Below are 22,888 nucleotides of genomic sequence, written 5' to 3'. Positions count from 1 at the left end.
TTTTTAGTTGGGAAATTAAGAGAATTTGATTTTTAGACTAAATGTAATTTATTATGTTCTATAATAACATTGTTTGTAGGTGGCTGCAAGTAATAAAAGTCTTATTCTGTCTAGTTTTGAGGTTTGGATTAAATTTGACTTCAATCAATAATGTTCAACAGAAAACTTTTTTATGGGGAATTTTATTAGCCTAAATTTATCTAATTTAGTGTAAACTGATAAACTTTTAATTTGCATAAGTATGGCGAGCAGGATGCCCACCACACAAAAGTTTTATTTTTAAGTTTATTTTAAGAAATATGCAAGTTCAATTTCCAACAGCTTACGACTAATCCAGCGACTTTAAAAGTGGGATTAATTTTTCCTTTCCAACCACGTAAACATTTTGTAATTTTTCTGATGGTAAGGAAACTTGAGCATTAGAAAAAGCCACAATTGGTGTAACAAAATTTAAGGTTTTCTGTTTCTTGACTTGTAAAGCTTGCTTCATTGCTTGTTGCAAAAAATTCTTTTCAAAGGGATAAGTTGATTTTCCCATCTGTTTATATAACTGTGTTCCATCTGTGGTAACTTCTCCTCGGTGTGATTTAACATCAATTACATAAGCTTTTCCTTTAGGTGAAATGCAAATAATATCAGCATCTCCTAATCCATTACCTAAGCGCATTCCATATTCAATTTGCCATCCTACGTATTTTAATTGAGTCATTAATTGGGCAATATCCTCTTCACCTTTAGCACCTTGATCAGCATGATTTGCTCTTTTCCACAAATAAATACCATTGATGAATAAGCCGACAGAAATAAAAATAAACAGAGCATAAAAAATTATTGGGAATTGTAACGTTGGAGGTGGTGTTTGGGAAGAATTTAGAGAAAATATTTTTTTCAAAAAATCATCGAAAATTTTCACAAATAAAAATGGGAATAACACCATAAAACCTGCGGAAGCAAAAGAAGTAATGGCTTTTATCCGTCTTTTTAAAGCCATTTCACGAACGTTTTCTCCTGCTTGATGATTTAGCTTTGGCATGGGTATCTGAAAAATGCTACAATAAACAAATAATTACTTGGTATCATATCATGATGATTACTCAAGCACTAGAATCACAACCCAATATCTCAGAAGATATATCTGAAGATATCATTTTCCCACCTAGTGACCTATATAGTGATGAACCTCCTGTGGAAACAGAACTGCATCTCGAACAAATAATGCTCTTAATAAAATCACTCAAATGGTTATGGAAAGAGAGAACTGATTTTTATGCTGTCGGAAACCTGAGTATTTACTATAGTCCTCATCAAAAGAAATCAGAAGATGTGAGAGGTCCAGATTTTTTCGTAGTTTTAGGAACAGAACGGAAAACTAGAAAAAGTTGGGTTGTGTGGGAAGAAAATGGTAAATATCCTCATGTTATTGTCGAAATTCTTTCACCAACTACAGCTAAAACTGATAGAGAAACTAAAAAACTACTTTATCAAGATACTTTCCGTACACCTGATTATTTTTGGTTTGATCCTTATACATTAGAATTTGCAGGATTTAATTTAATCAGTGGCAAATATCAACCCTTAGAACCTAACGAAAAAGGATATTTGTGGAGTGAAGAGTTGGGGTTGTATTTAGGAATTCATGATGGTTTATTAAGATATTTACCTGATGTTTCTTTTGTGCGGGCTGCACGTCTGCGTCAAAGCCCCCGTTATTTTGGGGAACTTGTGCCAGATTTAGTAGTAGAAATTAAATCTCAAAGTGATAGAATTAAACCTTTAGTTACTAAAATTCTCAACTTTATAAACTTAGGTGCGGTGATTGGAATTTTAATTGATCCTGATGAGGAAACTGTAACAGTTTATCGTCATCAAGGTGAAACAAGTATTTTAAATAATGGCGATATTTTAACTTTACCAGAACTTTTTCCAGGTTGGGAAGTAGCTGTTTCTGAATTATGGCCTCCTATTTTTACTGAAGAAGAAACTCAAGGTTAGTTTGTTTAATCGGATTAGTTTTTCTGTGGAGTTATTTCATGAGAAACAGGGGATTTTGCCTGAAGATAGCGGTGTGCGGAGGTTTCTCCGCACTAATCCCTGATTTTATTCGTGAATAGTCACTTTGATCATTTTAACTGGAGTTTTGGGGCGATCGCCTTGTCCCGTTGGAGTTGTTTCAATGGCTTTCAAAACATCCATCCCTTCAGTAACGCGACCAAAAACAGGATGCTTGGATGGACCGGGTGTAAACCAATCCAGATAGGAGTTGTGGACAGTGTTGATGAAAAACTGGCAACTCCCACTATTAGGTCTCCCCGTATTAGCCATAGATAGAGTTCCTGGTTCGTTGGAAATTTTCCCATCTTCAGGATGCTCATCTTGAATGCACCCATCAGGACCATTACCTGTCCCCGCACGAGGAGAGCTAGGATCTTTGCTATAGGGACAACCAAACTGCACCATAAAGTTTTTAATCACACGGTGGAAATGCAGACCATCATAAAAGCCACTTTTAGCCAATTTGATGAAATTTCCGGCAGTTATGGGCATAACGTCGGTGAATAGCTCCAGAGTAATAGTACCAAGGGAAGTTTCAAGGGTTGCGGTGGGATTTGTCATGAATATTGAATTACTAATCTGTGCAATGCGTTATTTTGTCGCTTCCAGTTTACCCAAAATTTTGAACATAATGTTGACTGAAATCCATAACTTTTCAAACCAACAACTTCCACTTGTGATAAAGAAACTCAAGGTTAGGTTGTTTTTTCAGCGTTTTAATCTGGGAAAGCTAAACCAGTTCTGGGATCTCTGATATATAATCCCAGTGTCAAACTCCGCATCACTTCATCCCAAACAGGTATTAATTGTTCTGCTTGATCTGCCCAATAATCAAAGGTAATCAAGCATTGAATATTTGAACCTAAACCAACACAAGTCCGAGAAAAAGCTTCCCTTGGTTCAGCTTGAGTATCAATAAATTTAATTTCACACCACATAATCCGGGCAGTTTGTCGCTTGACGGTAATCACTTCTCCCCTTTCAATCACATCACGGCTATCATCTTCCATGATTTTCTTCAAAGTAGATTTGAGGGGAAATAGAGTCCAGTCATTTGGTGGTAAGTGATTGTAAGATACCTCCAAGCAACAATCATCATTAGGAGGTTTTTTATCCATGAACTTAAATGATTTTTCCTGGGGTTCAGAGATCCAATCACGAGGAACATTGAAACGTACAGCCCCTCTACCTGCTACAAAAATATTATATTCTGGGGGAGATTCCCAATGATGATCTGGCTTTAATTCCAGGGTTTCTTTAATCCATTGAAAATTACTTTTTTTACGTTTTGCCATAATCTTAATAAGTCACTAAATTCTATTTTATATTCAGATTTATTTGATCAAGTATGTTGATTGTAGTGTTATTATTCGGTTTCCAACCCAACACCATCATAAAGCATTTCAATCGGAAATTCAAATTCAATACTTGATAAAGTGATGATGTCTCCAGTAGTGTAAGGATAATAAAGCCACATTCTTCCTTCTCCCCGACAGTAACGTTCAACAGATATTTTTTCAGAATCAATCAAGATGTATTCTTGCAAACTGGGAATTGTTAAATAATATCTGAATTTTTCTCCTCTATCTTTACTGCTTGTACCAGGAGAAAGAACTTCAACAATTAATTTAGGATATTGAATAAATTTACGGGCGTTGAGGTCGTCAGGGTGACAACTAACGATAAGATCAGGATAGAAATATGGGCTTTTAGGGGTAACTTGTACTTTTACATCTGATACATTGACTCGACAACCTCTAGGACGGAGATGAGAGTATAAAGGTCTGTAAAGATTGAGAGCAATATCATTATGGGGAATTGTACCACCTGTCATGGCCAAGACTTCGCCGTTGATGTATTCATAGCGAATATCCTGGTCAAGTTCCCATGTGAGATATTCCTCAATGGTCATTTTTTGCGGTTGTTGGGGAATAGCTATCATATCAGGATTTTTTTAAGTTTGTTTTGATTATAGCAACTACAATTACAGTTATTTTCAGGTAAGTTTTGCGCCAAGATACAAAGGAGGAAAGTAAGGAAGGATGCAAATATTCACAAATTATTAAGATTATTTTCACATTTTGCGGCGCAGATAGTGGTTTAAAATGATTCTAGTATATTACAGGTAAATATATTTGCCTGAAACAAAGCTGAAAAATTAAATATTTTTGCTAGGTTGAATGTGGCATTTATTTGTGTAAATTAGTTAATTTAACTATCTTATTATGATGAAAACCGAAAAATGGAACACGGAAGATATTCTAAGTCAAAAAGGAAGAATAGTAATTGTCACAGGTTCGAGTAGCGGCATCGGTTATGAAACGGCGCGGGTTTTAGCTAATAAACAAGCATCTGTGATCATTGCGGTTCGTAATTTGGAGAAGGGAAATAAGGCGTTGGCGAAAATTATTCAGCAGAATAAAGAGGCTGATGTTCAGGTCATGGAACTTGATTTGGCAAATTTAGCATCGGTTAAAAATTTCGCTGAAAACTTTCAGAAAAATTATTCCCGTTTGGATTTATTGATTAATAATGCAGGTGTGATGATTCCACCGTATTCAAAAACTAAAGATGGTTTTGAATTACAATTTGGAACTAATCATCTCGGACATTTTGCTTTGACGGGACAACTTTTAAAACTTTTAATTAGTACGGAAGGTTCACGAATTGTCAATGTTTCCAGCGGCGCACATAATTTTGGTAAAATAGATTTCGATGATTTGAATTGGGAAAAGAGAAATTATGCCCAATGGACGGCTTATGGTGATAGCAAACTTGCTAATCTTTATTTTACCTACGAACTCGACCGAAAACTCAAAGAGCAGGGGATCAACACCCTTGTAACTGCCTCACATCCAGGTTGGACTGCTACTGAATTACAGAGAACTGCGGGTGATGTGATGAAATATCTCAATGGTATCTTTGCTCAAGATATCACGATGGGTGCGTTACCGACTCTGCGGGCGGCAATTGAAAAAGGTTTGAAGGGGGCGGAATATTTTGGTCCCAATGGGTTTATGGAGATAAGTGGCTATCCAGTCAAGGTGGAATCGAATGAGTTATCTAAAGATCGTGCGATCGCTCAAAAACTATGGGAAGTGTCGGAAAAACTCACCAGCGTGAAATTTGAATTTGATAAACAGGTGTAAAGTAAGGGAAAATAAGCAGTGTCCGGTAAAATCTACCGGACGTTTTATTTTTGAAGATATGATTGAGATATTGAGAGCGAAGCACTCCGCGAGAATCTTCTTATTTCCCAAATCAGATTTCCAGATTCTCTTGAGAAGCGTGCCAAAACCTAGCAATACTAATTTGCTTTTTATCTTCTTCAATTCTGTAAACAATCCGATATGGCTTGAGAATAAGTTGACGAATACACGGATCATTAAACTCAGGTACTTTTTGCCCTTTCATCGGAAATTGACTTAACTCTTTGGTCTTTTTCAGCAACTTTTGACCCAAATTTCTAGCTGCTTCAGGATTATACAGTGCAATATACCTGACAATATCTTCTAAATCAGTAACAGCCCTGGGAGCAAGAATTATACAGTAGTCCATGATTCAATCATCTGCTCCACTGATTCAATTGATACACCTTCCCCTTGGTCAATCTCATTTAATCCTTCTTGAACTGCTAAAATGAACTCAATTTCTTTAATTATGTTACGAATTGAGACATCTGCTGGCAGACGTTTTACAAGTTCCAGGACAGTTTCTTTGTCACTCATAATAGTTTACGATCTTGTTCTGTAGTTATTTATTATTTTAATCTAAATGTAGAGTTTAGGGATACCGAATCACTTGTCGGGGTTGGGGAAAGTGCTAACACTCAGTTTTTATGCTCTTTCTCAGTAATCAGAATCTTCGTACATCCAATCTGGCTCCAATTCTCCAAAATCAATGTCATGTGTTGTTATCTCAACTTCAACATCATTTACCTCAATCTCTGCACCAATTTTATTCAAATTACCTACAAATGAAATTAAAACATCAACATCCAAATTAGTTTCAATATTTTCACTACTATTCCCCATTGAAACATAGTCTTTATCTATAGAATCCCATATAGATAATGAAAAACTGCACTCTATATTGACATCAATACTCAATTTAGATTCAACTACCAAACTATTCTTATCAAAGTTGATTGGTCTAAATATTATGTTAGGAGAATCAATAATCTTAAATTCAAAGTCATTGAGAGTTATTTCTGTTGAATCTAATTCACAATAAAATCGAGAGTTTACTTCTGGATTAATATCAATATCGTTTATTTTATACTCTAAAGCATCAGTAATGGCGACTGTTATATTTTCAAGCTCACCATTTTCATACCGTTCTGACAAGTATTTACATATATCATCAGCATCTTGAAGTTGGAATAATCCTAAAGCTACGGCAAAATCATCAATATAAATAAGTCTTTCCGAATCTTCACAAAAGTCTTTCCAATCATTATCAGACGAAACAACACAAATTTCTGTATCGTTTTTCTTAGCCCAGTTTTCCAAAGAAATTAAAGCAATAGCATCAGGAAATTCATTTTTTTTCTTACCTGTTTCCGCGAATGGTGGTTTTGCTTGAAAGTATTTTTGTATTAAATCACCGACCATTACATAGTCTTGAGCATTAATTATCTCTAAAAAAGTAGCCTCTTCAAAATTACTAAATCTTTTCAGCGTGATTTCTTGTGCTTCATAGTCACCAAAAATGGAGTTTTTTATTTTTTCTATATCTTCATTATTAATATGCCAGTGTTCCTTTGCTTGTCTTAAAGAGTTCTCAATTTCTTTCTGCACATCTCTTGCCTTTTTTGTTAGATGTGATAGCACCTCATTTTTTACAACTTCAGAAATAATCAGTCTTGTAGAACTATCTCGAAATTGTTCTAGTTGCTTAAGTAGACCTGACTCTAAGCGCAAACCCTGAGCATCAAAAATAGATGTGTCTAGGGTCATAGCTCCAACTTGACCCGTTCTGACAAGATTTTTAAGTTCGTCTAGTTCCATTGATTCCATATAAGCAAAATACTGGTAGATATCATTAGCACAAAATTACCATACTATATTTTACCCCCATTACTGTGAATTCATTCTAATTAAATCCGTCAAAATACTATCCAAACTACCATTAACTTGAATCCGATCAATCTTCTCCGCAATACGTTCTAAAACCTCCAATTCCTTCAACCTTAACGCCACTGGATTATCTTCCATCACCTTCGCAGTATTCAACATACTCCGAGTAGCAGCAGTCTCTTCTCTACGTCTGACAACATTCGCTTGAGCAGCTTTTTCAGCTTCAACAACCTTACTCAAAATAGTCTTAATTTCGCCAGGTAAAATAATATCTTTCACCCCTACAGAATCTACTTCAATTCCATAATCAGCAGCTTTTTGGCGAATATATTCAGAGATACTTCTATCAATAGCTCCTTTATCTTCCAATAAAGTATCTAAAGTCCGTTCACCAACTGCACCACGCAAAGCAAATTGCAACTCTTTGTATAAAAATCCATTAATATCTGATAACGTATTTTTGGCTTTTAATGGGTCTTGAATGCGGAAACCAGCAGTTAAATTTAACCGCAATGGGACTTTATCTTTAGAAAGGATTTCTTGACCAGAAATTTCCATGTTTTGCAATCGCAAGTCAATGGTTTCCGTTTGCAAAGAACGTCCTAATGACCACCAAGCGTGTATTCCTGGTTGGAGTTGCCCTTGAAATTCTTGATTAATGTAAAATAGTCCGATATGTTGAGAAGGAACTTGGCAGATATGCAAATAATTACGAGTGAGAAATTTTATTTCTGCTGCACCCTCAACCAACTCAGCGACTAAGGGTGATTGTAATTTTGCATTATTGCTAATGTCGATAATTTCCACTTCTACACCTTGCCAAAATAGCTTGCGGCTTGTGGGTGGTAAAATAGAAATTACTTTTCCTCGATAGCGCACAATTGCAACTTGTGAAGGCAGTAATTCCACGATTTCACAATAAGCCGCTACAAAATCAGGATGTTTTTCAATGAGGATATCTTCTAGGGGAAAATCTGGGTTAGGGACAATCCGGCTAATATTCCGCACAGCCACTGTCTTATCTATTGACCAAAAAGCATACTCTCCTGGTTCTAGAGGTCGGACAAAATTATTTTGGAGATATAGTAAACCAATTTCAGACTCAAAGATTTGGAATTTCTTCAGTCCATTTAAAGCAACTGAGCGCAATTGTTGGACAAAGGAATTAGGTAATTCCCCGTTTTCTTCTAAGTTAAAAAGATGAAATTCTACCTCTATAAAACCACGCCAAAAAGCCCGTAATTGATTAGGAGCAATGCTTATCCAATTCTGACCCAAACGAACTAAAGCCGCTTCATTAAATGCAGTTTTGACAATTAATATATGTTCTTGCAATTCAGTTCCATGATTTCGCAACAATAATTCTAGATTGTCAATTTCCGCTTCTGGTTCGTTGAGGTCATAGGTTTTAATTTGCCAATGACGACCAAAATAAGTATATGTACCAGGCTGTAAAATTTTCTTAAAGTCGCTGCGGTGATATAAAATCCCGATTTCGTTAGGTTTGATATAAAATGTTTTCCACATAGTAATTTGCATATTTAGACGATAAATTATTTATTGTATTTACTTGTAATTGAATACTACAATATATTTTTTACTCTGTCAATACAAGTGTTCACAGTTTATGTGTGGGCAAAAACTTCGCCAAAACTGGATTAAGATGAATGTAACTTTTTCCTAGCTGCTTTGTAGCAACCGAGAGCAAGAAAACATTCTGCAAATATGCCGTTCAGTTGTCCTTATGGAAACTGAAGGGACAAACTCAAGTTAGGGAGAAAAGCAGTTGCGCTTACTCATTAACTGTAGCCATTGAGCATCACCCTTGCGAGTAATGACCAACAGCAGAACACTTGCACCGCAGAGTTAGTGAAGATAACACGGATTTGAACCGTAGGATTTCTCCTTTACCACTTGCTACTTCCCAAAAGTAGTGTCCTTGAACCCGGACAGGGTTGGTTGAAAGTACAGGATTTGAACCTGTTACAGATCGATTAAAAGTCGATTGCTCTACCAAATGAGCTAACTTCCGGGGGTTTGATACAGGAGTCGAACCTGTGACGGGTTGATTAAAAGTCAACTGCTCTACCAACTGAGCTAATCAAACGATAGAATAGTTTTGAGGACTCGGCGGTATACGCTCATACTAGAGTTTGGCGCACCAGTTAGGTATACAGAACCTAAACTATAGCTTTGTAACTTTACTACTATCCCACTTCAAATGTAGCATATTGTAATTTACTATGAATTTTTTTTATTTTTGCCAAAATTAGTGAGACTTTGACTAGATACACAGTGTTCTTTATGGTGGTTTGCTGAACCTGAGCGTTTGAATGAAGAGGCGATGTCTTCGGCGATCGCTGCGATCGCACATATTGCTGATGAAAGCAATGAACTATGGCTTTTTGTGGCTAAAGGTTAGTTTGGGAAGTGCGATCGCTGTTTGGGGTTTGGGAAGAGTGCGATCGCTCAAACCGTGCAAATGCTGAAGTGGCGTTTTATGATTTTTCTAAAAACTTACTCCACATTATTAAGGTGATTTAACCTTCCTGAAACGTTTTCTCATATTTGCACATACAGGACACCAAGTACCAAAAAAAACATTACTTGCTCTTGCATTCCACTTATGCCCTTCCTTACATTCCCACAAAAGAGGAGTTATACTGTTTATATACTGCTCTGACAAACATTTTCCACCACGAGCTACAGCCAAAGCTTGCATATCTTGAATATTTCTGCCTTTCCCAACACATTTTGGACACCAGCTACCACTATTCTTCACATTATTTGGTGCTGCTTTAAAGCGATGACCTTCTCTACATTCCCACTCTAGATTTTCAAATATTCCTAAATATTTTCTAGAAATTAACTTACCTCCTCGTTCCATTGCAACAGTTTGTAGTTCTTCTAACTTATTTGGACAGTAAACTTTGTTTAGATCGATATCTTTATTTTCAAAATCTGGGGGTAGAGTAATATTATTTTTTAATAGCTCTCTAGCAATAAATAATTTAACTTGATCAATACCAAGTATTTCTAGAATTGATGGCACTTCTATAAGAACTACTCCATTAGCTCTACATAAATCACGTTTATGTTGATCACGACTTTGAATTGTTTGCAATTTAGTTTTGGATGAATGAAAGTATTTGATACTCTTATAATGCTGCGAGCCTTGATGTTCAAATGCAATCTTTAATACGTGAGAATAACCATCAAGCTCCATTTGATACCCCTCAGAAGTACGCAGCCAAGTTGGTCTAGCCTTTTTGAAAGGATAACCTAAAAGCTGCTCAAAAAATTCTCGACAGATACGCTCTCCTAAACCAGAACTGCACTCAGAACACCAACCTCCTCTGATAATAACCGATGGTCTTGTTTCCCACTGATGTCCCTCTTGACATTCCCACAATAGTTTTCTATTAACTCCTTTATAGGTAGATGATAGACACTTACCTCCACGTTCTAATGCAAGTTTTTGCATATCTTCAAGAGATTTTCCTTGATTACCCGCACATATAGGACACCACTTTCCTCCGTTTACTACATTGTCAGCATTAGCCTGCCATTGATGACCCTCAATACATTCCCATAACAGATAGTCCTTAACATTGGCGAATACAAGAGACAAGCATCGTCCATTCTTAGTATTGGCAAATGCTTTCATATCATCAATAGTGTGTTTTTTCCGTTTCTCCGCACGAGTTTTTTGAGCGCATAAAGGACACCAAGAACCACCCTTAATTTGGTGCGGAGTAGCTTCCCAAATATGCCCCTCTAAGCATTGCCAAGTTAGTTTTTTTACGACACTTTCAAAATTAGATGATAAACACAAACCGCTAAATGAACTAGCCAGATTTTGCATATCTACTAATGAGTATCGTCTCCGATTTCTATCACTTTTAGCACGTCCACAGATAGGACACCATCTGCCAAGACTTTTAATATTTCGGGGTAATGCTTCCCATCTGTGTCCTTCAGTACACTCCCAGATGTGCTTTTTATCCATACCCAGAAAATGTTCAGATAAGCAACGTCCTCCATGTCTACTCGCTAGTTCTTGTAAGTCTTCAATAGTTTTACCTCTTCCAGCACAAAATGGACACCAGTTACCTGCTTTAAGATAATCCCAACATGATTGAAATTGATGTCCATTTTCGCACTGAAAAAGTAGTTTGCTGCTGGAATTTACATATTTATCTGAAATACAGCGACCGCCCTTTTGTCGAGCAATTGCACGTAATTCTTCAAGCATTTTTTCCTTATTTAACATACAGGTATTTATTGTTGTCTGATATTCAATGAATATATACCTATTGGATACAATATAAGCTGTGACGTAGCTTAATAGTCTAATGATTGATAACTCTCTTTATATTTCATCAGGGTAAGCACTCAGAAACACTAACTGATTGATCATGTCTTCTGCTGATTTATCTACCATCAACTTGAGAACCCTTCGCATTTGTTCACCAATTGAATAATCCTGAGATGAAATTATAATTCCGGCATGAATCCGTTTTTCTTCTATGTAGTTACTATGTAACTGGCAAAAGTCACCAACATTAAATGTGTAAAAAACTCTTTGCAGTTCAGTCGCTAAAAGCAGTTGTTCTTTATCACTAGAACTGATAGTTTCAACTTCAGCAACAGTAATAACATCTACTCCTCTAGCTCTTAATGCTTTAATAAATCTTTGATCCATTGAATCTTCATCAATGAATAATTGAATTAAACTCATATTGCTTGCCCCATTTCTGTTGCTAACCGTTGATAATCAGCTTTTTCAGCAGCAATATAACCCTCAATTTCTTCTCGATTAGCATGATAATAAGTTAATGCTGCATACACTTGAACAAGAGTTACATTCCCCATGCGTTCAGCGATTTCTTCCGCATTTAATCCCATTTTGTACCAAGCTGTAATTCGTTGCACAGAAACCCTAGTACCAGCAATGCGAGGACGACCCCCTAAAGTGTCTGATGATTTAATAATTAGTGTCCCAATATCAGTAGCTTGCATAAAGATTTTGATTATTGTTGACAAACTAATTATACCACATCACACAAAAATGAGATTTTTGATTCACCAAACTTAAGTCCGTTTATAAACCATTTCCATCCTCAACTTCTCCACCTCAATCCTCAATCGTTCATTTTCCATTTCTAACCCTGTGTTTTTATCCTTATTAATACAATTAAATTTCTATTATTCACTAACTGAACTTAATCTTAATCACAAATTTTAACTTAAAAAAAATAACAAGTGGATAAAAATCATGTAAAATAATATTATTCTTAGCTACTTAACACTAAGTTTATAAAAAGGAAAAACTGTTATGGAAAAGCGAATAACTATTGATCCAGATATTTGCAACGGCAGACCGATTATTACTAACACTCGAATTTCTGTACAAACAATTATGGAATTTTTAGGTGCTGGAGATTCTATAGAAGAAATTTTGGAAGAATACCCATCTTTAGAAAGAGAAGATATTTATGCTTGTATCCAATTCGCGGCAAAATTGATGGGGAATCATTACAAAGTGAGAAAAATTGCATGAATGGGTTTTTATTTGATGAAAATCTCCCCACTAAAATTCAATTTACTCCATCTTTACCCATCATTCATGTTTCTATTTTAGGGAATAATCCAAGTGATACCCAAATCTGGGAGTATGCAAAGGAAAAAGAATTGGTGATTGTTACTAAAGATGCAGATTTTTCGGATCGGTTGATGCTTGATTCTTCTCCACCTAAAATAGTGCATCTACGTTTTGGAAATATGCGAAAACGTGAATTTCACTCATTTCTAGCTAGAGTTTGGCTGGAGATTGAAATATTAGTCACTGATCACAAGCTGATTAATGTTTATTCTGATCAAATTGAGGCATTTAAATAGTGTTATAGTGCATTACTTAACTCCTTTTATAAAGCATTTCCATTCTCAACTTCTCCACCTCAATCTTCAACCGTTCATTCTCCATTTTCAATCCTGTATTTTCATCCTTAATCAACTCCACCTCATTCCGTTTACTCAAAGCCTGATTAATTGCCAACTTCCGCATATCCAAAGAAAACCAACGTTGATAAGTTTTCGTATGAATCTGGACACTATGACCCAAATTATCCGCCGCAGCTTTGATAGGAACTCCCAAAATATGCGCTCGAATTGCCCAACCATGACGTAAATCATAGGGTTTAAAATCTAAACCAATTTTTCTAAACCACCAACTCACTCTTTGGATTAAAGCTGTGATTTCTGCATGATTATTTTGGTCTTTTTTACTAATTGCTATTGCCAACATTTCTAAAGACTTAGGATTCCTTAAATCAAATTCATCAATCCATTCCTTATATAAAGGTAAAGCTTCCCTTTCACCCGTTTTACAATCTTTATCAACTTTCCAAGTTAAATCTACATTTTCATTACTCAACCACCAATCAATATGAGGATTAACAAAAAGCTCACGGGGACGTAAACCGAAAACTGCTAACATTCCATACACCCAGCGCCATAATTGCCAACTATCTTTGACATCTTGATTAACTTGCTTACCTCGATTATTCAGATATTCATCAAACTTGTAAAATCCTGCAACTATTTCCTTATCTGTAGGAACATTCCGAGAATTACTTTCAGGAACTTTAGAATAACTAGTTAAATTAATCTCAATTTTAAAAAGTTGACAAAAAACAGAAATAGCCCTCACAGCATTATATCTAGCCCATTCCTTATCTATTTTATCAATTGCATGAATAAAATTTTCCCCAGTTGTCAAATCGTTAACATTTGTATAACGCTTAATGCGGGAATAATAATAGAAAAAACTATGTTCACTTTTAGTGGTGCGTTTATGGGTTTTAAAATATTCCTCTTCAAATTTTTCTAATAGCTCACCAATGGTTGGTAAATCTTTTTTTATTGCCTCATTTCCCAAATACTTCTCATTCCAAACAAAACTTTTTCTCGCAATTAACTTACCTAACTCATAAGCTTCCTCCTCAGCCGTTTTTAAACCTGGTAAATTTGCGGGAATATTCAAACTAAGATTGTATTGCTTTTTCGCCGTTCCCCTGATATCCACATCTCCCGGTTTAATAGGTAAAGTTGCCCGTAATTGCAGACATCCATTTGATTCTCGAATAGTTACTCTGGTCTTTGCAGACTTCAAACGCAGATTTACCTGTTCTAATTCCCATAATAGTTGTTGTTTCATAATCCTTAATGTTGCCGAGGAAGAAATTATTTCACGCAGAGACGCAGAGTCACAGAGAGTAAGAGTTTGGAATTTCATACTTTAATTCAGCAACGCCTATATTCTTTCTCCCCTTCCTTTGCGTGAGACTTAATCCTTTAGACTATATTTAGACTAAAAATAAATGAGTTAACTGCAAACATAGTTTATCGCTGACATTGCTCACCGCAAACATAGCGGGACTAAAAGCTATTAAACCAGAAATATAAATACTCCGGTCCTTATCACGGTTACGACGGATTCGCAATCTTTGCTCGTGACATGGATTTGGCGCTAAACAGCCCAACCTGGGGATTAATCGGCGCTCCCTGGAACAAAAAAGCTCAAGCTAAAGCTAAGGCTAAAGCTTCCGTCTAGAAACACCAGAGAGTAGGGGCAACCCTGCCCGTACAGGGATAGCCTGGGGTGTTCACCCCAGGGGGGAGTTGGAAATTCAAAATTCAAAATTAAAAATTCAAAGTTTCGGATTTTGGATTTTGCATTCTGAATTTTGAGCCAAATTCCCGACTTCCCCTAAAGGTAGAGAAACCCTGCCCCAACAGCAAACACAACACACAGCAATCTTGGAGATACACAAAATGCCTCAGAATCCAGAAAATATTAAGGATCACGTTGAGTTATTCCACCAGCCAGAATACAAACAACTGTTTGAAAACAAGAGACAGTTTGAGAACGGTCACACTCCCGAAGAAGTAACACGGGTTGCAGAATGGACAAAAAGCTGGGAATATCGTGAAAAGAACTTTGAACGTACAGCTTTAACTGTTAACCCAGCTAAGGGTTGCCAACCTTTAGGTGCTATGTTTGCGGCTGTAGGTTTTGAAGGTACTCTTCCCTTCGTTCAAGGTTCTCAAGGTTGCGTGGCTTACTTCCGTACCCACTTAACCCGTCACTACAAAGAACCATTCTCCGGCGTTTCTTCTTCTATGACTGAAGACGCTGCTGTGTTCGGTGGTCTGCAAAACATGATTGATGGCTTGGCTAACTCCTACAAGCTTTATAAGCCAAAAATGATTGCTGTCTGCACCACCTGTATGGCAGAAGTTATCGGTGATGACTTACAGTCATTCATTGGTAACGCGAAAGAAGCTGGTTCTGTTCCTCAAGATTTCCCAGTACCTTTTGCTCACACACCTAGCTTCGTTGGTTCCCACATCACTGGTTACGACAACATGATGAAGGGAATTCTTTCTACCTTGACCGAAGGTAAGAAGAAAGCTAAGAGCAATGGTAAAATCAACTTCATTCCTGGTTTTGATACCTACGTAGAAAACAACCGCGAAATTAAGCGGATTGCTAACTTGATGGGTATTGACTACACTGTTTTATCTGATAACAGTGACTATGTTGATTCACCTAACACTGGTGAATTCGATATGTACCCAGGTGGTACTAAGTTAGAAGATGCAGCAGATGCCATCAATGGTAAGGCTACTGTTGCTCTGCAAGCTTACTCCACTATTAAAACCCGTGAGTACATTGCTAAGGAATGGAAGCAAGATGTCTCCGTTTCTCGTCCTTGGGGTATCAAGGGAACTGATGAGTTCTTGATGAAACTCAGCGAATTGACTGGTAAGGCTATTCCTGAAGAGTTGGAAATTGAACGTGGTCGTGCTGTTGACGCAATGACCGATTCCCACTCATGGTTGCATGGTAAGCGCTTTGCTATCTACGGTGATCCTGACTTAGTTTACAGCGTAGTTGGTTTCATGTTGGAAATGGGTGCTGAACCTGTACATATCTTGGTTCACAACACCAACGACGTATTCGAGAAAGAATTGCAAGCGTTGTTAGATTCTAGCGTCTTCGGTAAGGGAGCTAAAATCTGGGGTGGTAAGGACTTGTGGCACATGAGATCATTGTTGTTCACAGAACCCGTAGATTTGTTAATTGGTAATTCCTACGGTAAGTACCTGTGGCGTGATTGTAAGGTTCCCCTGGTAAGAATTGGTTATCCTATCATGGATCGTCACCACTACCACCGTTATGCTACTGTTGGTTACAAAGGTATTATCAACCTCCTCAACTGGATTGTTAACACAATCTTTGAAGATATCGACCAACACACCAATATTCCTTCTAAGACAGATATTTCCTACGACTTGATTCGTTAAGAATGTCCTTGGGGATGGGGTTTCTCCCACCCCTGCAAAGAATTGTAGTAATTATCACTTGTCAATTAAGGGTCAGGAAAAGACAAATCAATTCAAATATCAAAATTCAAAGTTATGAGTTTTGCAAATTGAATTAATTCAAACTTTTCCTTTTCCCTTTTCTTTTTTTTCATTGCATTTACCTTCATTATGTATTATGGAAACAACTCACTCTCACACTCATCCACATCCTCAGCCTAATTACCATCCACCTAATTCTAAAGGTTCTGGTTCTTTCGGTATTCTTAAGCCTTTACGGCGATGGGTGGATGGAATTGAAGTTAAAAACTATCGTTTTGCTCATGTTCTTTGTCAAGTAATTCCTTGCTGTTGTCCTTTTGAGCGAGATGTTAATTTATTCGGGTGGATTTTACATATTCCGCCATTGTGCAAACTCAATCCGTTGTATGATGAGTTTGTTTATTTAAGATTTCGGGCTTTGTCTTACCTTGCTGATGAATGTGGTGAAGATATCACAAGGTACATTTGCTAGTATTGATTACTTATTTCATCTAAGAAAAATATCACGCAGAGGCGCAAAGAGAAATATGGAGTTTTTGTACTTACAGCAATTTTCATGAAAATGTGCCACATCTTGATGAATATTTCGCACCAAGGCAGAAATAAATTAATTCAGATTGTAGGTTAAATGCATGAAAACTGCTGTAAGTTCAGCAATGCCAATAATGATATAGGAAATTGTACTTGATGATTTCTTGTGAATTTAAGTTTATATGTTTATTGGCAATATTCAATGCCAGAAAAATTCGGCGACAGCTAAATAGATATCTTTTCTGAAACTTTATCTGTGTAAATATTGTGTAAAGAGGAATTTTGCGGGAAGTCTATTCAGGTTTGCTCACATTTCAATTAACAACTTCCATTCAACGCGAGACGAGAGATGAAAATTACCCAAGGCAAAATTAACGAGTTACTTAGTGAGTCAGGATGCGAACATAATCAAAAGAAACAAGAAAAGAAAAACAAGTCTTGTACACAACAAGCTCAACCAGGTGCGGCTCAAGGGGGTTGTGCTTTTGATGGGGCGATGATTGCTTTAGTACCTATTACTGATGCTGCTCATTTGGTTCACGGGCCTATTGCTTGTGCTGGTAATTCTTGGGGTAGTCGTGGTAGTCTCTCTTCTGGCCCTATGCTTTATAAGACTGGTTTTACCACTGATATTGGTGAAAATGATGTTATTTTCGGTGGTGAGAAAAAGCTCTATAAGGCAATTTTGGAATTAAAGGAACGCTATACACCAGCAGCAATTTTTGTTTATGCTACTTGCGTAACTGCTCTGATTGGTGATGATGTTGATGCAGTTTGTAAGGTTGCGGCTGAGAAGATTGGTATTCCTGTGATTCCTGTTATTGCTCCGGGTTTTATTGGTAGTAAAAATCTGGGTAATCGTTTTGGTGGTGAAGCTTTACTAGAATATGTAGTGGGAACTGCTGAACCAGAATATACTACTCCTTATGATATTAATTTAATTGGTGAGTACAATATTGCTGGCGAAATGTGGGGCGTTTTGCCTTTATTTGAAAAGTTAGGTATTCGCGTTTTATCGAAAATTACTGGTGATGCTCGTTATGAAGAAATTCGTTATGCTCACCGGGCTAAGTTAAATGTGATGATTTGCTCACGGGCGCTGTTAAATATGGCGCGGAAAATGGAGGAACGTTATAACATTCCTTTCATTGAAGAGTCTTTTTATGGTATTGATGATATTAACCGTTGTCTGAGAACTGTTGCTAAAAAATTAGGTGATGCTGATTTAATGGCACGGACAGAAAAGTTAATTGCTGAAGAGACTGCGGCTTTGGATATTGCACTTGCTCCTTATAGAGAACGCCTGAAAGGTAAACGGGTGGTTTTATATACTGGTGGTGTGAAAAGTTGGTCAATTATTTCGGCAGCTAATGATTTAGGAATTGAAGTTGTTGCTACTAGTACTCGCAAAAGTACAGAGGAAGATAAGGCCAAAATTAAGAAGTTGTTGGGCAATGATGGCATTATGCTAGAGAAAGGTAACGCCCAAGAATTATTAAAGTTGGTGCGAGATACTAACGCAGATATGCTTATTGCTGGGGGACGGAATCAGTATACGGCTTTGAAGGCGCGGATTCCTTTTCTGGATATTAACCAAGAACGTCATCATCCTTATGCGGGTTATGTGGGGATGGTGGAAATGGCGCGGGAGTTGTATGAGGCTTTATACAGTCCTGTCTGGGAACAAATACGTAAGCCGGCTCCTTGGGATGAAGAGGAAGTTTAATGGGGGTTTCCAGGAGGCTTTGCTTCTAAGGTAGATGAGGCAGAGCCTCACTCTAGGCATTCCCTGCCAGAGTCAGGGAACGAGAGGAAAGTTTAAAATTTATGAAAGAATAATTTATGGCAATTGTTAATACTCCAAACAAGTCTCTTACGGTTAATCCGCTGAAACAAAGTCAGGCTTTGGGTGCATCTTTGGCTTTTTTGGGGTTGAAGGGGGCTATGCCTCTGTTTCACGGTTCTCAAGGTTGTACTGCTTTTGCTAAGGTGGTTTTGGTGCGGCATTTTCGGGAAGCGATTCCTCTGGCTACTACGGCTATGACGGAAGTCACTACTATTTTGGGTGGTGAGGAAAATGTTGAGCAAGCTATTTTGACTTTGGTGGAAAAGGCTAAACCGGAAATTATCGGTTTGTGTACGACTGGGTTAACGGAAACGAGGGGGGATGATATTGAAGGTTTTTTGAAGGAAATCCGCAAACGTCATCCTGAACTTGACTATTTAGCGATCGCATTTGCACCTACTCCAGATTTTAAAGGTGCGCTACAAGATGGTTTTGCAGCAGCTGTAGAAAGCATTGTTAAGGAGATTCCCAAAGCTGGGGGAATTAAACCGGAACAAATCACCATTTTGGCTGGTTCTGCTTTCACTCCTGGAGATGTGCAGGAAGTTCGGGAAATTGTCACCGCTTTTGGATTTGAACCCATTTTTGTACCCGATTTGGGTGCTTCTCTAGATGGACATCTGGAGGATGAATATAGTGCGGTGACGGTTAGCGGGACAACTCTTAAACAGCTGCGTTCTTTGGGTAGTTCGGCTTTTACCTTAGCTTTGGGTGAAAGTATGCGGGGTGCTGCCAAGATTCTCCAAGAGCGTTTTGGCACAGATTACGAAGTATTTAAGGATTTGACGGGTTTAGAACCTGTGGATGAGTTCCTGCAAGCGTTGGCGGTTTTGAGTGGTAATCCCGTACCAGAAAAATATCGCCGTCAGCGTCGTCAGTTGCAAGATGCAATGTTGGATACTCACTTTTACTTCGGTGCAAAACGGATTTCTTTAGCGCTAGAACCGGATTTACTTTGGTCTATGGTGCATTTCTTGCAGTCAATGGGGACTTCTATTCACGCTGTCGTGACAACCACGCGATCGCATTTATTAGAACATCTCCCCGTCAAAAGCGTGACTATCGGCGACTTGGAAGACTTGGAAGAGTTAGCAGTAGGTTCAGATTTGCTGATTGGTAACTCCAACGTGAATGCGATCGCTAAACGTCTCAAAATCCCCTTCTACCGTCTCGGAATTCCCATCTATGACCGATTAGGAAATGGCTTATTCACCAAAGTAGGCTATCGCGGCACAATGGAAGTTTTATTTGGGATGGGAAACCTCTTTTTAGAACACGAAGAGTCATTAATGATCAATCATTGGTCATCAGTAATTAATAGGGAATAGGTGACAGGGAACAGGTGACAGGTGACAGTCAAGAAGTAAGTAGATAAAAGTTGATTGTTGACTTCTTCCTTCGTTCTTCCCTTCTTAACTCTTCACTGTAATTTGTCACCTATAACCTGTCATCTTCTTAACCATTCACTGTAACCTGTCACCTTCTTAGGAGTATGAACGTGAAAATTGCCTTCACCACAACAGACAGAATTCATGTTAATGCTCACTTTGGTTGGGCTAAAGAAATTGATGTTTATGAAATTTCAGATGATGGATATGAATTCCTCGAAACTCTGAAATTTGAAGGCGACCTCAAAGAAGATGGTAACGAAGATAAAATCACACTTAAACTTGAGGCATTAAATGATTGCACAATCGTTTATGTAGTCGCCATTGGTGGTAGCGCCGCCGCTCGTTTAATCAAAAAAGGTGTAACACCAGTCAAGGCTAAATCAGAAGAAGAAAAAATCGAAGAAATTCTGAGTAAATTAGTCACAACCCTCAAAGGCAACCCCCCACCTTGGTTGCGTAAAGCCTTGAATAAAACCAAGTCAAATTTTGCAGAAGAAGTAGAAAACGAAGCAGCCGTATGAGTGAAAATAACAGCGTCAATGGAACCGCTACAAGCACACCAATAACTTCACCATTTCTCAAAGCATTAGTTCAACAAATCCGGGCGCAAGATACCTATGGAACTTACCGTAACTGGGCTGATGAACTAATCCTTAAACCTTTTGTTGTCACCAAACAAAAGAAACGAGAAATTTCCATTGAAGGTGAAGTTGACCTAGCAACAATATCACGAATCAACGCCTTCTTCAGGGCTGTAGCCTCCAGCATCGAGAAAGAAACAGGATTAATTTCTCATGTTGTAGTTGATTTAGGTCATGAAGGATTCGGTTGGGCATTAGTCTTTTCAGGTCGTTTATTATTAACTGTAAAAACCTTACGCGATGCCCATCGCTATGGGTTTGATTCCCTAGAAAAACTGGAAGAAGAAGGAACATCATTTGTCAACAAAGGCATTGACTTAGCCAAACGTTTCCCCGAAGTAGGAAATATTTAACAAATTGGTCAGGAGTCAGGAGTCAGGAGAGAGAAGAAGAATATTTTTCTCTTCTGTTAAGAGTTCCCTGCTATATCAAACATTCTGTATCCTGAATCCTTACGAATTATCCTACTTCCTTCCTTCTTCCCTCTTACCTTCGCGTCCTATGCCTACGGCACACTTCGTGAACGCGCCTTAGCGGTTCAATAAATCCATATTCCTCCGTGGAAAGAAGTAGTATTCCCAATCAGCCATGACAATTGAGGAACTAACCACAAAAATCAGAAAGCTAAATAGCAAAGCAGGTCAAATGAAAATGGATCTGCACGACTTAGCAGAAGGACTACCAACAGACTACAAAACACTGATGGACGTTGCCGCCGAGACATACGAAATCTATCGACAACTAGATGAACTCAAGCAGCAACTAAAACAAATGGAGAGTGCCAAATGACCGGGACTATTCAAGAATTCAACAAACTAGTAGATGCAGAAGAATATTTTATCTTCTTTCAACTGCCCTACGACCAAAAATTTGTAAACGTAAATCGTCTCCATATATTGAAAAAATTCTCTCAATATATGCAAGAGATTGATAATAGTTCTCCTAACTTAAGTGATACCGAAAAATTAACTCAATATTCCTTAGCTTTGCAAAAAGCTTATGAAGTTTTTATTGAATCAACACCCCATGAACAAAAGCTGTTCAAAGTGTTTAACGATAAGCCAAAGAATGTAGTCACGCTGACAGAAATCACTTCTGATTAGGAGGTATAAATTGATCAACCTAACGCCTACCGAATTAGAACGCTATAGTCGCCAAATGATGCTCCCAAATTTTGGCGAAGCGGCTCAAAAGCGCCTCAAGTCAGCGACTGTTCTGGTATCGGGTGTGGGAGGATTAGGCGGTACGGCGGCGCTTTACTTAGCAGTAGCAGGCGTTGGGCGGCTAATTCTAGTCCGGGGTGGTGATTTGCGGCTGGATGATATGAATCGTCAGATTTTGATGACTGACGACTGGGTGGGTAAACCTAGAGTATTCAAAGCCCAAGAAACACTCAAAGCCATCAATCCTGATGTGGAAGTGGACGTAGTTCACGATTACATTACCGCAGAAAACGTGGATTCATTGGTGCAATCGGCGGATATGGCTTTGGATTGCGCTCACAATTTCACAGAACGCAATTTGTTAAATGAAGCTTGTGTGCGATCGCGTAAGCCAATGGTAGAGGCCGCTATGGACGGGATGGAGGCTTACCTCACCACGATTATTCCTGGTGTCACCCCTTGTTTATCCTGTCTGTTTCCAGAAAAGCCTGATTGGGATCGGCGCGGTTTTTCAGTTCTAGGGGCTGTGTCTGGGACTTTGGCTTGTTTAACGGCATTGGAAGCCGTGAAGCTAATTACCGGTTTTAGTCAACCGCTATTGTCAGAACTGCTGACGATTGACTTGAACAGAATGGAATTTGCTAAACGTCGTTCTCACCGCGATCGCAATTGTCCCGTCTGCGGTAACACTGCACCTTGGCGATACTCCCAATCCCAACCGTTAACGGTGTAAAGTTCCGTTCCGCCAAAAAAG

The 22,888-nt window shown here is 38.0% G+C and carries 26 protein-coding genes, 2 tRNA genes and 1 pseudogene; 15 read left to right on the top strand and 14 right to left on the bottom strand.

Annotated features, from left to right (window positions below; translation table 11 throughout):
- Nucleotides 1-328: 328 nt before the first annotated feature.
- Nucleotides 329-1,033, bottom strand: coding sequence for a nuclease-related domain-containing protein (locus AC012T_RS12630; RefSeq protein ID WP_487066211.1), 705 nt, complete (start codon nt 1,031-1,033; stop codon nt 329-331).
- Between the two features lie 50 nt (nt 1,034-1,083).
- On the opposite strand from AC012T_RS12630, the gene AC012T_RS12625 reads away from it, so the two are divergent.
- A complete protein-coding gene (locus AC012T_RS12625; protein WP_487066209.1) occupies nt 1,084-1,992 on the top strand; it encodes a Uma2 family endonuclease in 909 nt (302 codons plus the stop codon).
- A 105-nt stretch (nt 1,993-2,097) separates the two neighbouring features.
- On the opposite strand, the gene AC012T_RS12620 is transcribed toward AC012T_RS12625, so the two are convergent.
- From AC012T_RS12620 to AC012T_RS12610, 3 genes are all read right to left on the bottom strand, one after another.
- On the bottom strand, nt 2,098-2,613 hold the full coding sequence (locus AC012T_RS12620) for a peptidylprolyl isomerase (RefSeq protein ID WP_487066207.1): 516 nt from the start codon (nt 2,611-2,613) through the stop codon (nt 2,098-2,100).
- Nucleotides 2,614-2,768: 155 nt separating this feature from the next.
- Nucleotides 2,769-3,347 (bottom strand): hypothetical protein, encoded by a 579-nt coding sequence (locus AC012T_RS12615; protein ID WP_487066205.1) that lies wholly within the window; start codon nt 3,345-3,347, stop codon nt 2,769-2,771.
- Nucleotides 3,348-3,418: 71 nt separating this feature from the next.
- On the bottom strand, nt 3,419-3,994 hold the full coding sequence (locus tag AC012T_RS12610; protein WP_487066203.1) for a Uma2 family endonuclease: 576 nt from the start codon (nt 3,992-3,994) through the stop codon (nt 3,419-3,421).
- 283 nt (nt 3,995-4,277) lie between these two features.
- Here AC012T_RS12610 and AC012T_RS12605 point away from each other — a divergent pair, with 283 nt between their 5' ends.
- Nucleotides 4,278-5,201: an SDR family NAD(P)-dependent oxidoreductase gene (locus AC012T_RS12605; RefSeq protein ID WP_487066201.1), complete on the top strand. Its 924-nt coding sequence runs from the start codon at nt 4,278-4,280 to the stop codon at nt 5,199-5,201.
- A gap of 112 nt (nt 5,202-5,313) precedes the next feature.
- On the opposite strand, the gene AC012T_RS12600 is transcribed toward AC012T_RS12605, so the two are convergent.
- The 6 genes from AC012T_RS12600 to AC012T_RS12575 all read right to left on the bottom strand — a co-directional run bounded on the left by AC012T_RS12600 (nt 5,314) and on the right by AC012T_RS12575 (nt 9,237).
- Nucleotides 5,314-5,610 (bottom strand): type II toxin-antitoxin system RelE/ParE family toxin, encoded by a 297-nt coding sequence (locus tag AC012T_RS12600; RefSeq protein ID WP_487066199.1) that lies wholly within the window; start codon nt 5,608-5,610, stop codon nt 5,314-5,316.
- Entirely contained in the window at nt 5,595-5,780 is a 186-nt protein-coding gene (locus AC012T_RS12595; protein ID WP_487066197.1) for a hypothetical protein, read from the bottom strand. Before AC012T_RS12595 ends, AC012T_RS12600 begins: the two co-directional genes overlap by 16 nt.
- A gap of 120 nt (nt 5,781-5,900) precedes the next feature.
- On the bottom strand, nt 5,901-7,061 hold the full coding sequence (locus AC012T_RS12590; RefSeq protein WP_487066195.1) for a PIN domain-containing protein: 1,161 nt from the start codon (nt 7,059-7,061) through the stop codon (nt 5,901-5,903).
- 69 nt (nt 7,062-7,130) lie between these two features.
- The gene (locus AC012T_RS12585) at nt 7,131-8,669 is read right to left on the bottom strand and encodes a slipin family protein (RefSeq protein ID WP_487066193.1); all 1,539 of its coding nucleotides are present in this window, start codon (nt 8,667-8,669) and stop codon (nt 7,131-7,133) included.
- A 417-nt stretch (nt 8,670-9,086) separates the two neighbouring features.
- Nucleotides 9,087-9,162: transfer RNA gene (locus tag AC012T_RS12580), tRNA-Lys, on the bottom strand.
- Nucleotides 9,163-9,164: 2 nt separating this feature from the next.
- A tRNA-Lys gene (locus tag AC012T_RS12575) sits at nt 9,165-9,237 on the bottom strand.
- Between the two features lie 226 nt (nt 9,238-9,463).
- Here AC012T_RS12575 and AC012T_RS12570 point away from each other — a divergent pair.
- Nucleotides 9,464-9,619 (top strand): hypothetical protein, encoded by a 156-nt coding sequence (locus AC012T_RS12570; RefSeq protein ID WP_487066191.1) that lies wholly within the window; start codon nt 9,464-9,466, stop codon nt 9,617-9,619.
- A 41-nt stretch (nt 9,620-9,660) separates the two neighbouring features.
- On the opposite strand, the gene AC012T_RS12565 is transcribed toward AC012T_RS12570, so the two are convergent.
- The 3 genes from AC012T_RS12565 to AC012T_RS12555 form a co-directional block, all read right to left on the bottom strand.
- A complete protein-coding gene (locus AC012T_RS12565; RefSeq protein WP_487066189.1) occupies nt 9,661-11,385 on the bottom strand; it encodes a hypothetical protein in 1,725 nt (574 codons plus the stop codon).
- A 117-nt stretch (nt 11,386-11,502) separates the two neighbouring features.
- Nucleotides 11,503-11,871 (bottom strand): DUF5615 family PIN-like protein, encoded by a 369-nt coding sequence (locus AC012T_RS12560; RefSeq protein ID WP_487066187.1) that lies wholly within the window; start codon nt 11,869-11,871, stop codon nt 11,503-11,505.
- A complete protein-coding gene (locus AC012T_RS12555; protein ID WP_487066185.1) occupies nt 11,868-12,152 on the bottom strand; it encodes a DUF433 domain-containing protein in 285 nt (94 codons plus the stop codon). Before AC012T_RS12555 ends, AC012T_RS12560 begins: the two co-directional genes overlap by 4 nt.
- 316 nt (nt 12,153-12,468) lie before the next feature.
- Here AC012T_RS12555 and AC012T_RS12550 point away from each other — a divergent pair, with 316 nt between their 5' ends.
- Entirely contained in the window at nt 12,469-12,693 is a 225-nt protein-coding gene (locus tag AC012T_RS12550; protein ID WP_487066183.1) for a DUF433 domain-containing protein, read from the top strand.
- Nucleotides 12,690-13,031: a DUF5615 family PIN-like protein gene (locus AC012T_RS12545; protein ID WP_487066181.1), complete on the top strand. Its 342-nt coding sequence runs from the start codon at nt 12,690-12,692 to the stop codon at nt 13,029-13,031. The genes AC012T_RS12550 and AC012T_RS12545 overlap by 4 nt, the downstream gene beginning before the upstream one ends.
- A gap of 16 nt (nt 13,032-13,047) precedes the next feature.
- On the opposite strand, the gene AC012T_RS12540 is transcribed toward AC012T_RS12545, so the two are convergent.
- Nucleotides 13,048-14,349: a site-specific integrase gene (locus AC012T_RS12540; RefSeq protein ID WP_487066179.1), complete on the bottom strand. Its 1,302-nt coding sequence runs from the start codon at nt 14,347-14,349 to the stop codon at nt 13,048-13,050.
- A gap of 243 nt (nt 14,350-14,592) precedes the next feature.
- On the opposite strand from AC012T_RS12540, the pseudogene AC012T_RS12535 reads away from it, so the two are divergent.
- The 10 genes and pseudogenes from AC012T_RS12535 to AC012T_RS12490 form a co-directional block, all read left to right on the top strand.
- Nucleotides 14,593-14,745, top strand: a pseudogene (locus AC012T_RS12535) (nitrogenase molybdenum-iron protein alpha chain); the annotation flags it as partial.
- A gap of 221 nt (nt 14,746-14,966) precedes the next feature.
- On the top strand, nt 14,967-16,502 hold the full coding sequence (gene nifK / locus AC012T_RS12530; RefSeq protein WP_487066177.1) for a nitrogenase molybdenum-iron protein subunit beta: 1,536 nt from the start codon (nt 14,967-14,969) through the stop codon (nt 16,500-16,502).
- A gap of 196 nt (nt 16,503-16,698) precedes the next feature.
- A complete protein-coding gene (locus AC012T_RS12525) occupies nt 16,699-17,034 on the top strand; it encodes a Mo-dependent nitrogenase C-terminal domain-containing protein (protein WP_487066175.1) in 336 nt (111 codons plus the stop codon).
- Between the two features lie 408 nt (nt 17,035-17,442).
- Nucleotides 17,443-18,819 (top strand): nitrogenase iron-molybdenum cofactor biosynthesis protein NifE, encoded by a 1,377-nt coding sequence (gene nifE / locus AC012T_RS12520; protein WP_487066173.1) that lies wholly within the window; start codon nt 17,443-17,445, stop codon nt 18,817-18,819.
- Between the two features lie 116 nt (nt 18,820-18,935).
- Nucleotides 18,936-20,267 carry a nitrogenase iron-molybdenum cofactor biosynthesis protein NifN gene (nifN, locus tag AC012T_RS12515; RefSeq protein ID WP_487066171.1) on the top strand — a complete coding sequence of 444 codons (1,332 nt, stop codon included), beginning with the start codon at nt 18,936-18,938 and terminating at the stop codon, nt 20,265-20,267.
- 164 nt (nt 20,268-20,431) lie between these two features.
- Nucleotides 20,432-20,851 (top strand): nitrogen fixation protein NifX, encoded by a 420-nt coding sequence (gene nifX, locus AC012T_RS12510; protein ID WP_487066169.1) that lies wholly within the window; start codon nt 20,432-20,434, stop codon nt 20,849-20,851.
- Nucleotides 20,848-21,324: a NifX-associated nitrogen fixation protein gene (locus AC012T_RS12505; RefSeq protein ID WP_487066167.1), complete on the top strand. Its 477-nt coding sequence runs from the start codon at nt 20,848-20,850 to the stop codon at nt 21,322-21,324. Before nifX ends, AC012T_RS12505 begins: the two co-directional genes overlap by 4 nt.
- A gap of 235 nt (nt 21,325-21,559) precedes the next feature.
- Nucleotides 21,560-21,760 carry a CCE_0567 family metalloprotein gene (locus tag AC012T_RS12500; RefSeq protein WP_071190752.1) on the top strand — a complete coding sequence of 67 codons (201 nt, stop codon included), beginning with the start codon at nt 21,560-21,562 and terminating at the stop codon, nt 21,758-21,760.
- The gene (gene nifW, locus AC012T_RS12495; protein ID WP_487066165.1) at nt 21,757-22,074 is read left to right on the top strand and encodes a nitrogenase-stabilizing/protective protein NifW; all 318 of its coding nucleotides are present in this window, start codon (nt 21,757-21,759) and stop codon (nt 22,072-22,074) included. The genes AC012T_RS12500 and nifW overlap by 4 nt, the downstream gene beginning before the upstream one ends.
- A 10-nt stretch (nt 22,075-22,084) precedes the next feature.
- Nucleotides 22,085-22,867 carry a HesA/MoeB/ThiF family protein gene (locus tag AC012T_RS12490; RefSeq protein WP_015214320.1) on the top strand — a complete coding sequence of 261 codons (783 nt, stop codon included), beginning with the start codon at nt 22,085-22,087 and terminating at the stop codon, nt 22,865-22,867.
- Nucleotides 22,868-22,888 lie beyond the last annotated feature (21 nt).

This window comes from Anabaena sp. EIM26 (assembly GCF_057568715.1).
This window is presented reverse-complemented; position numbering and strand designations above follow the sequence as displayed.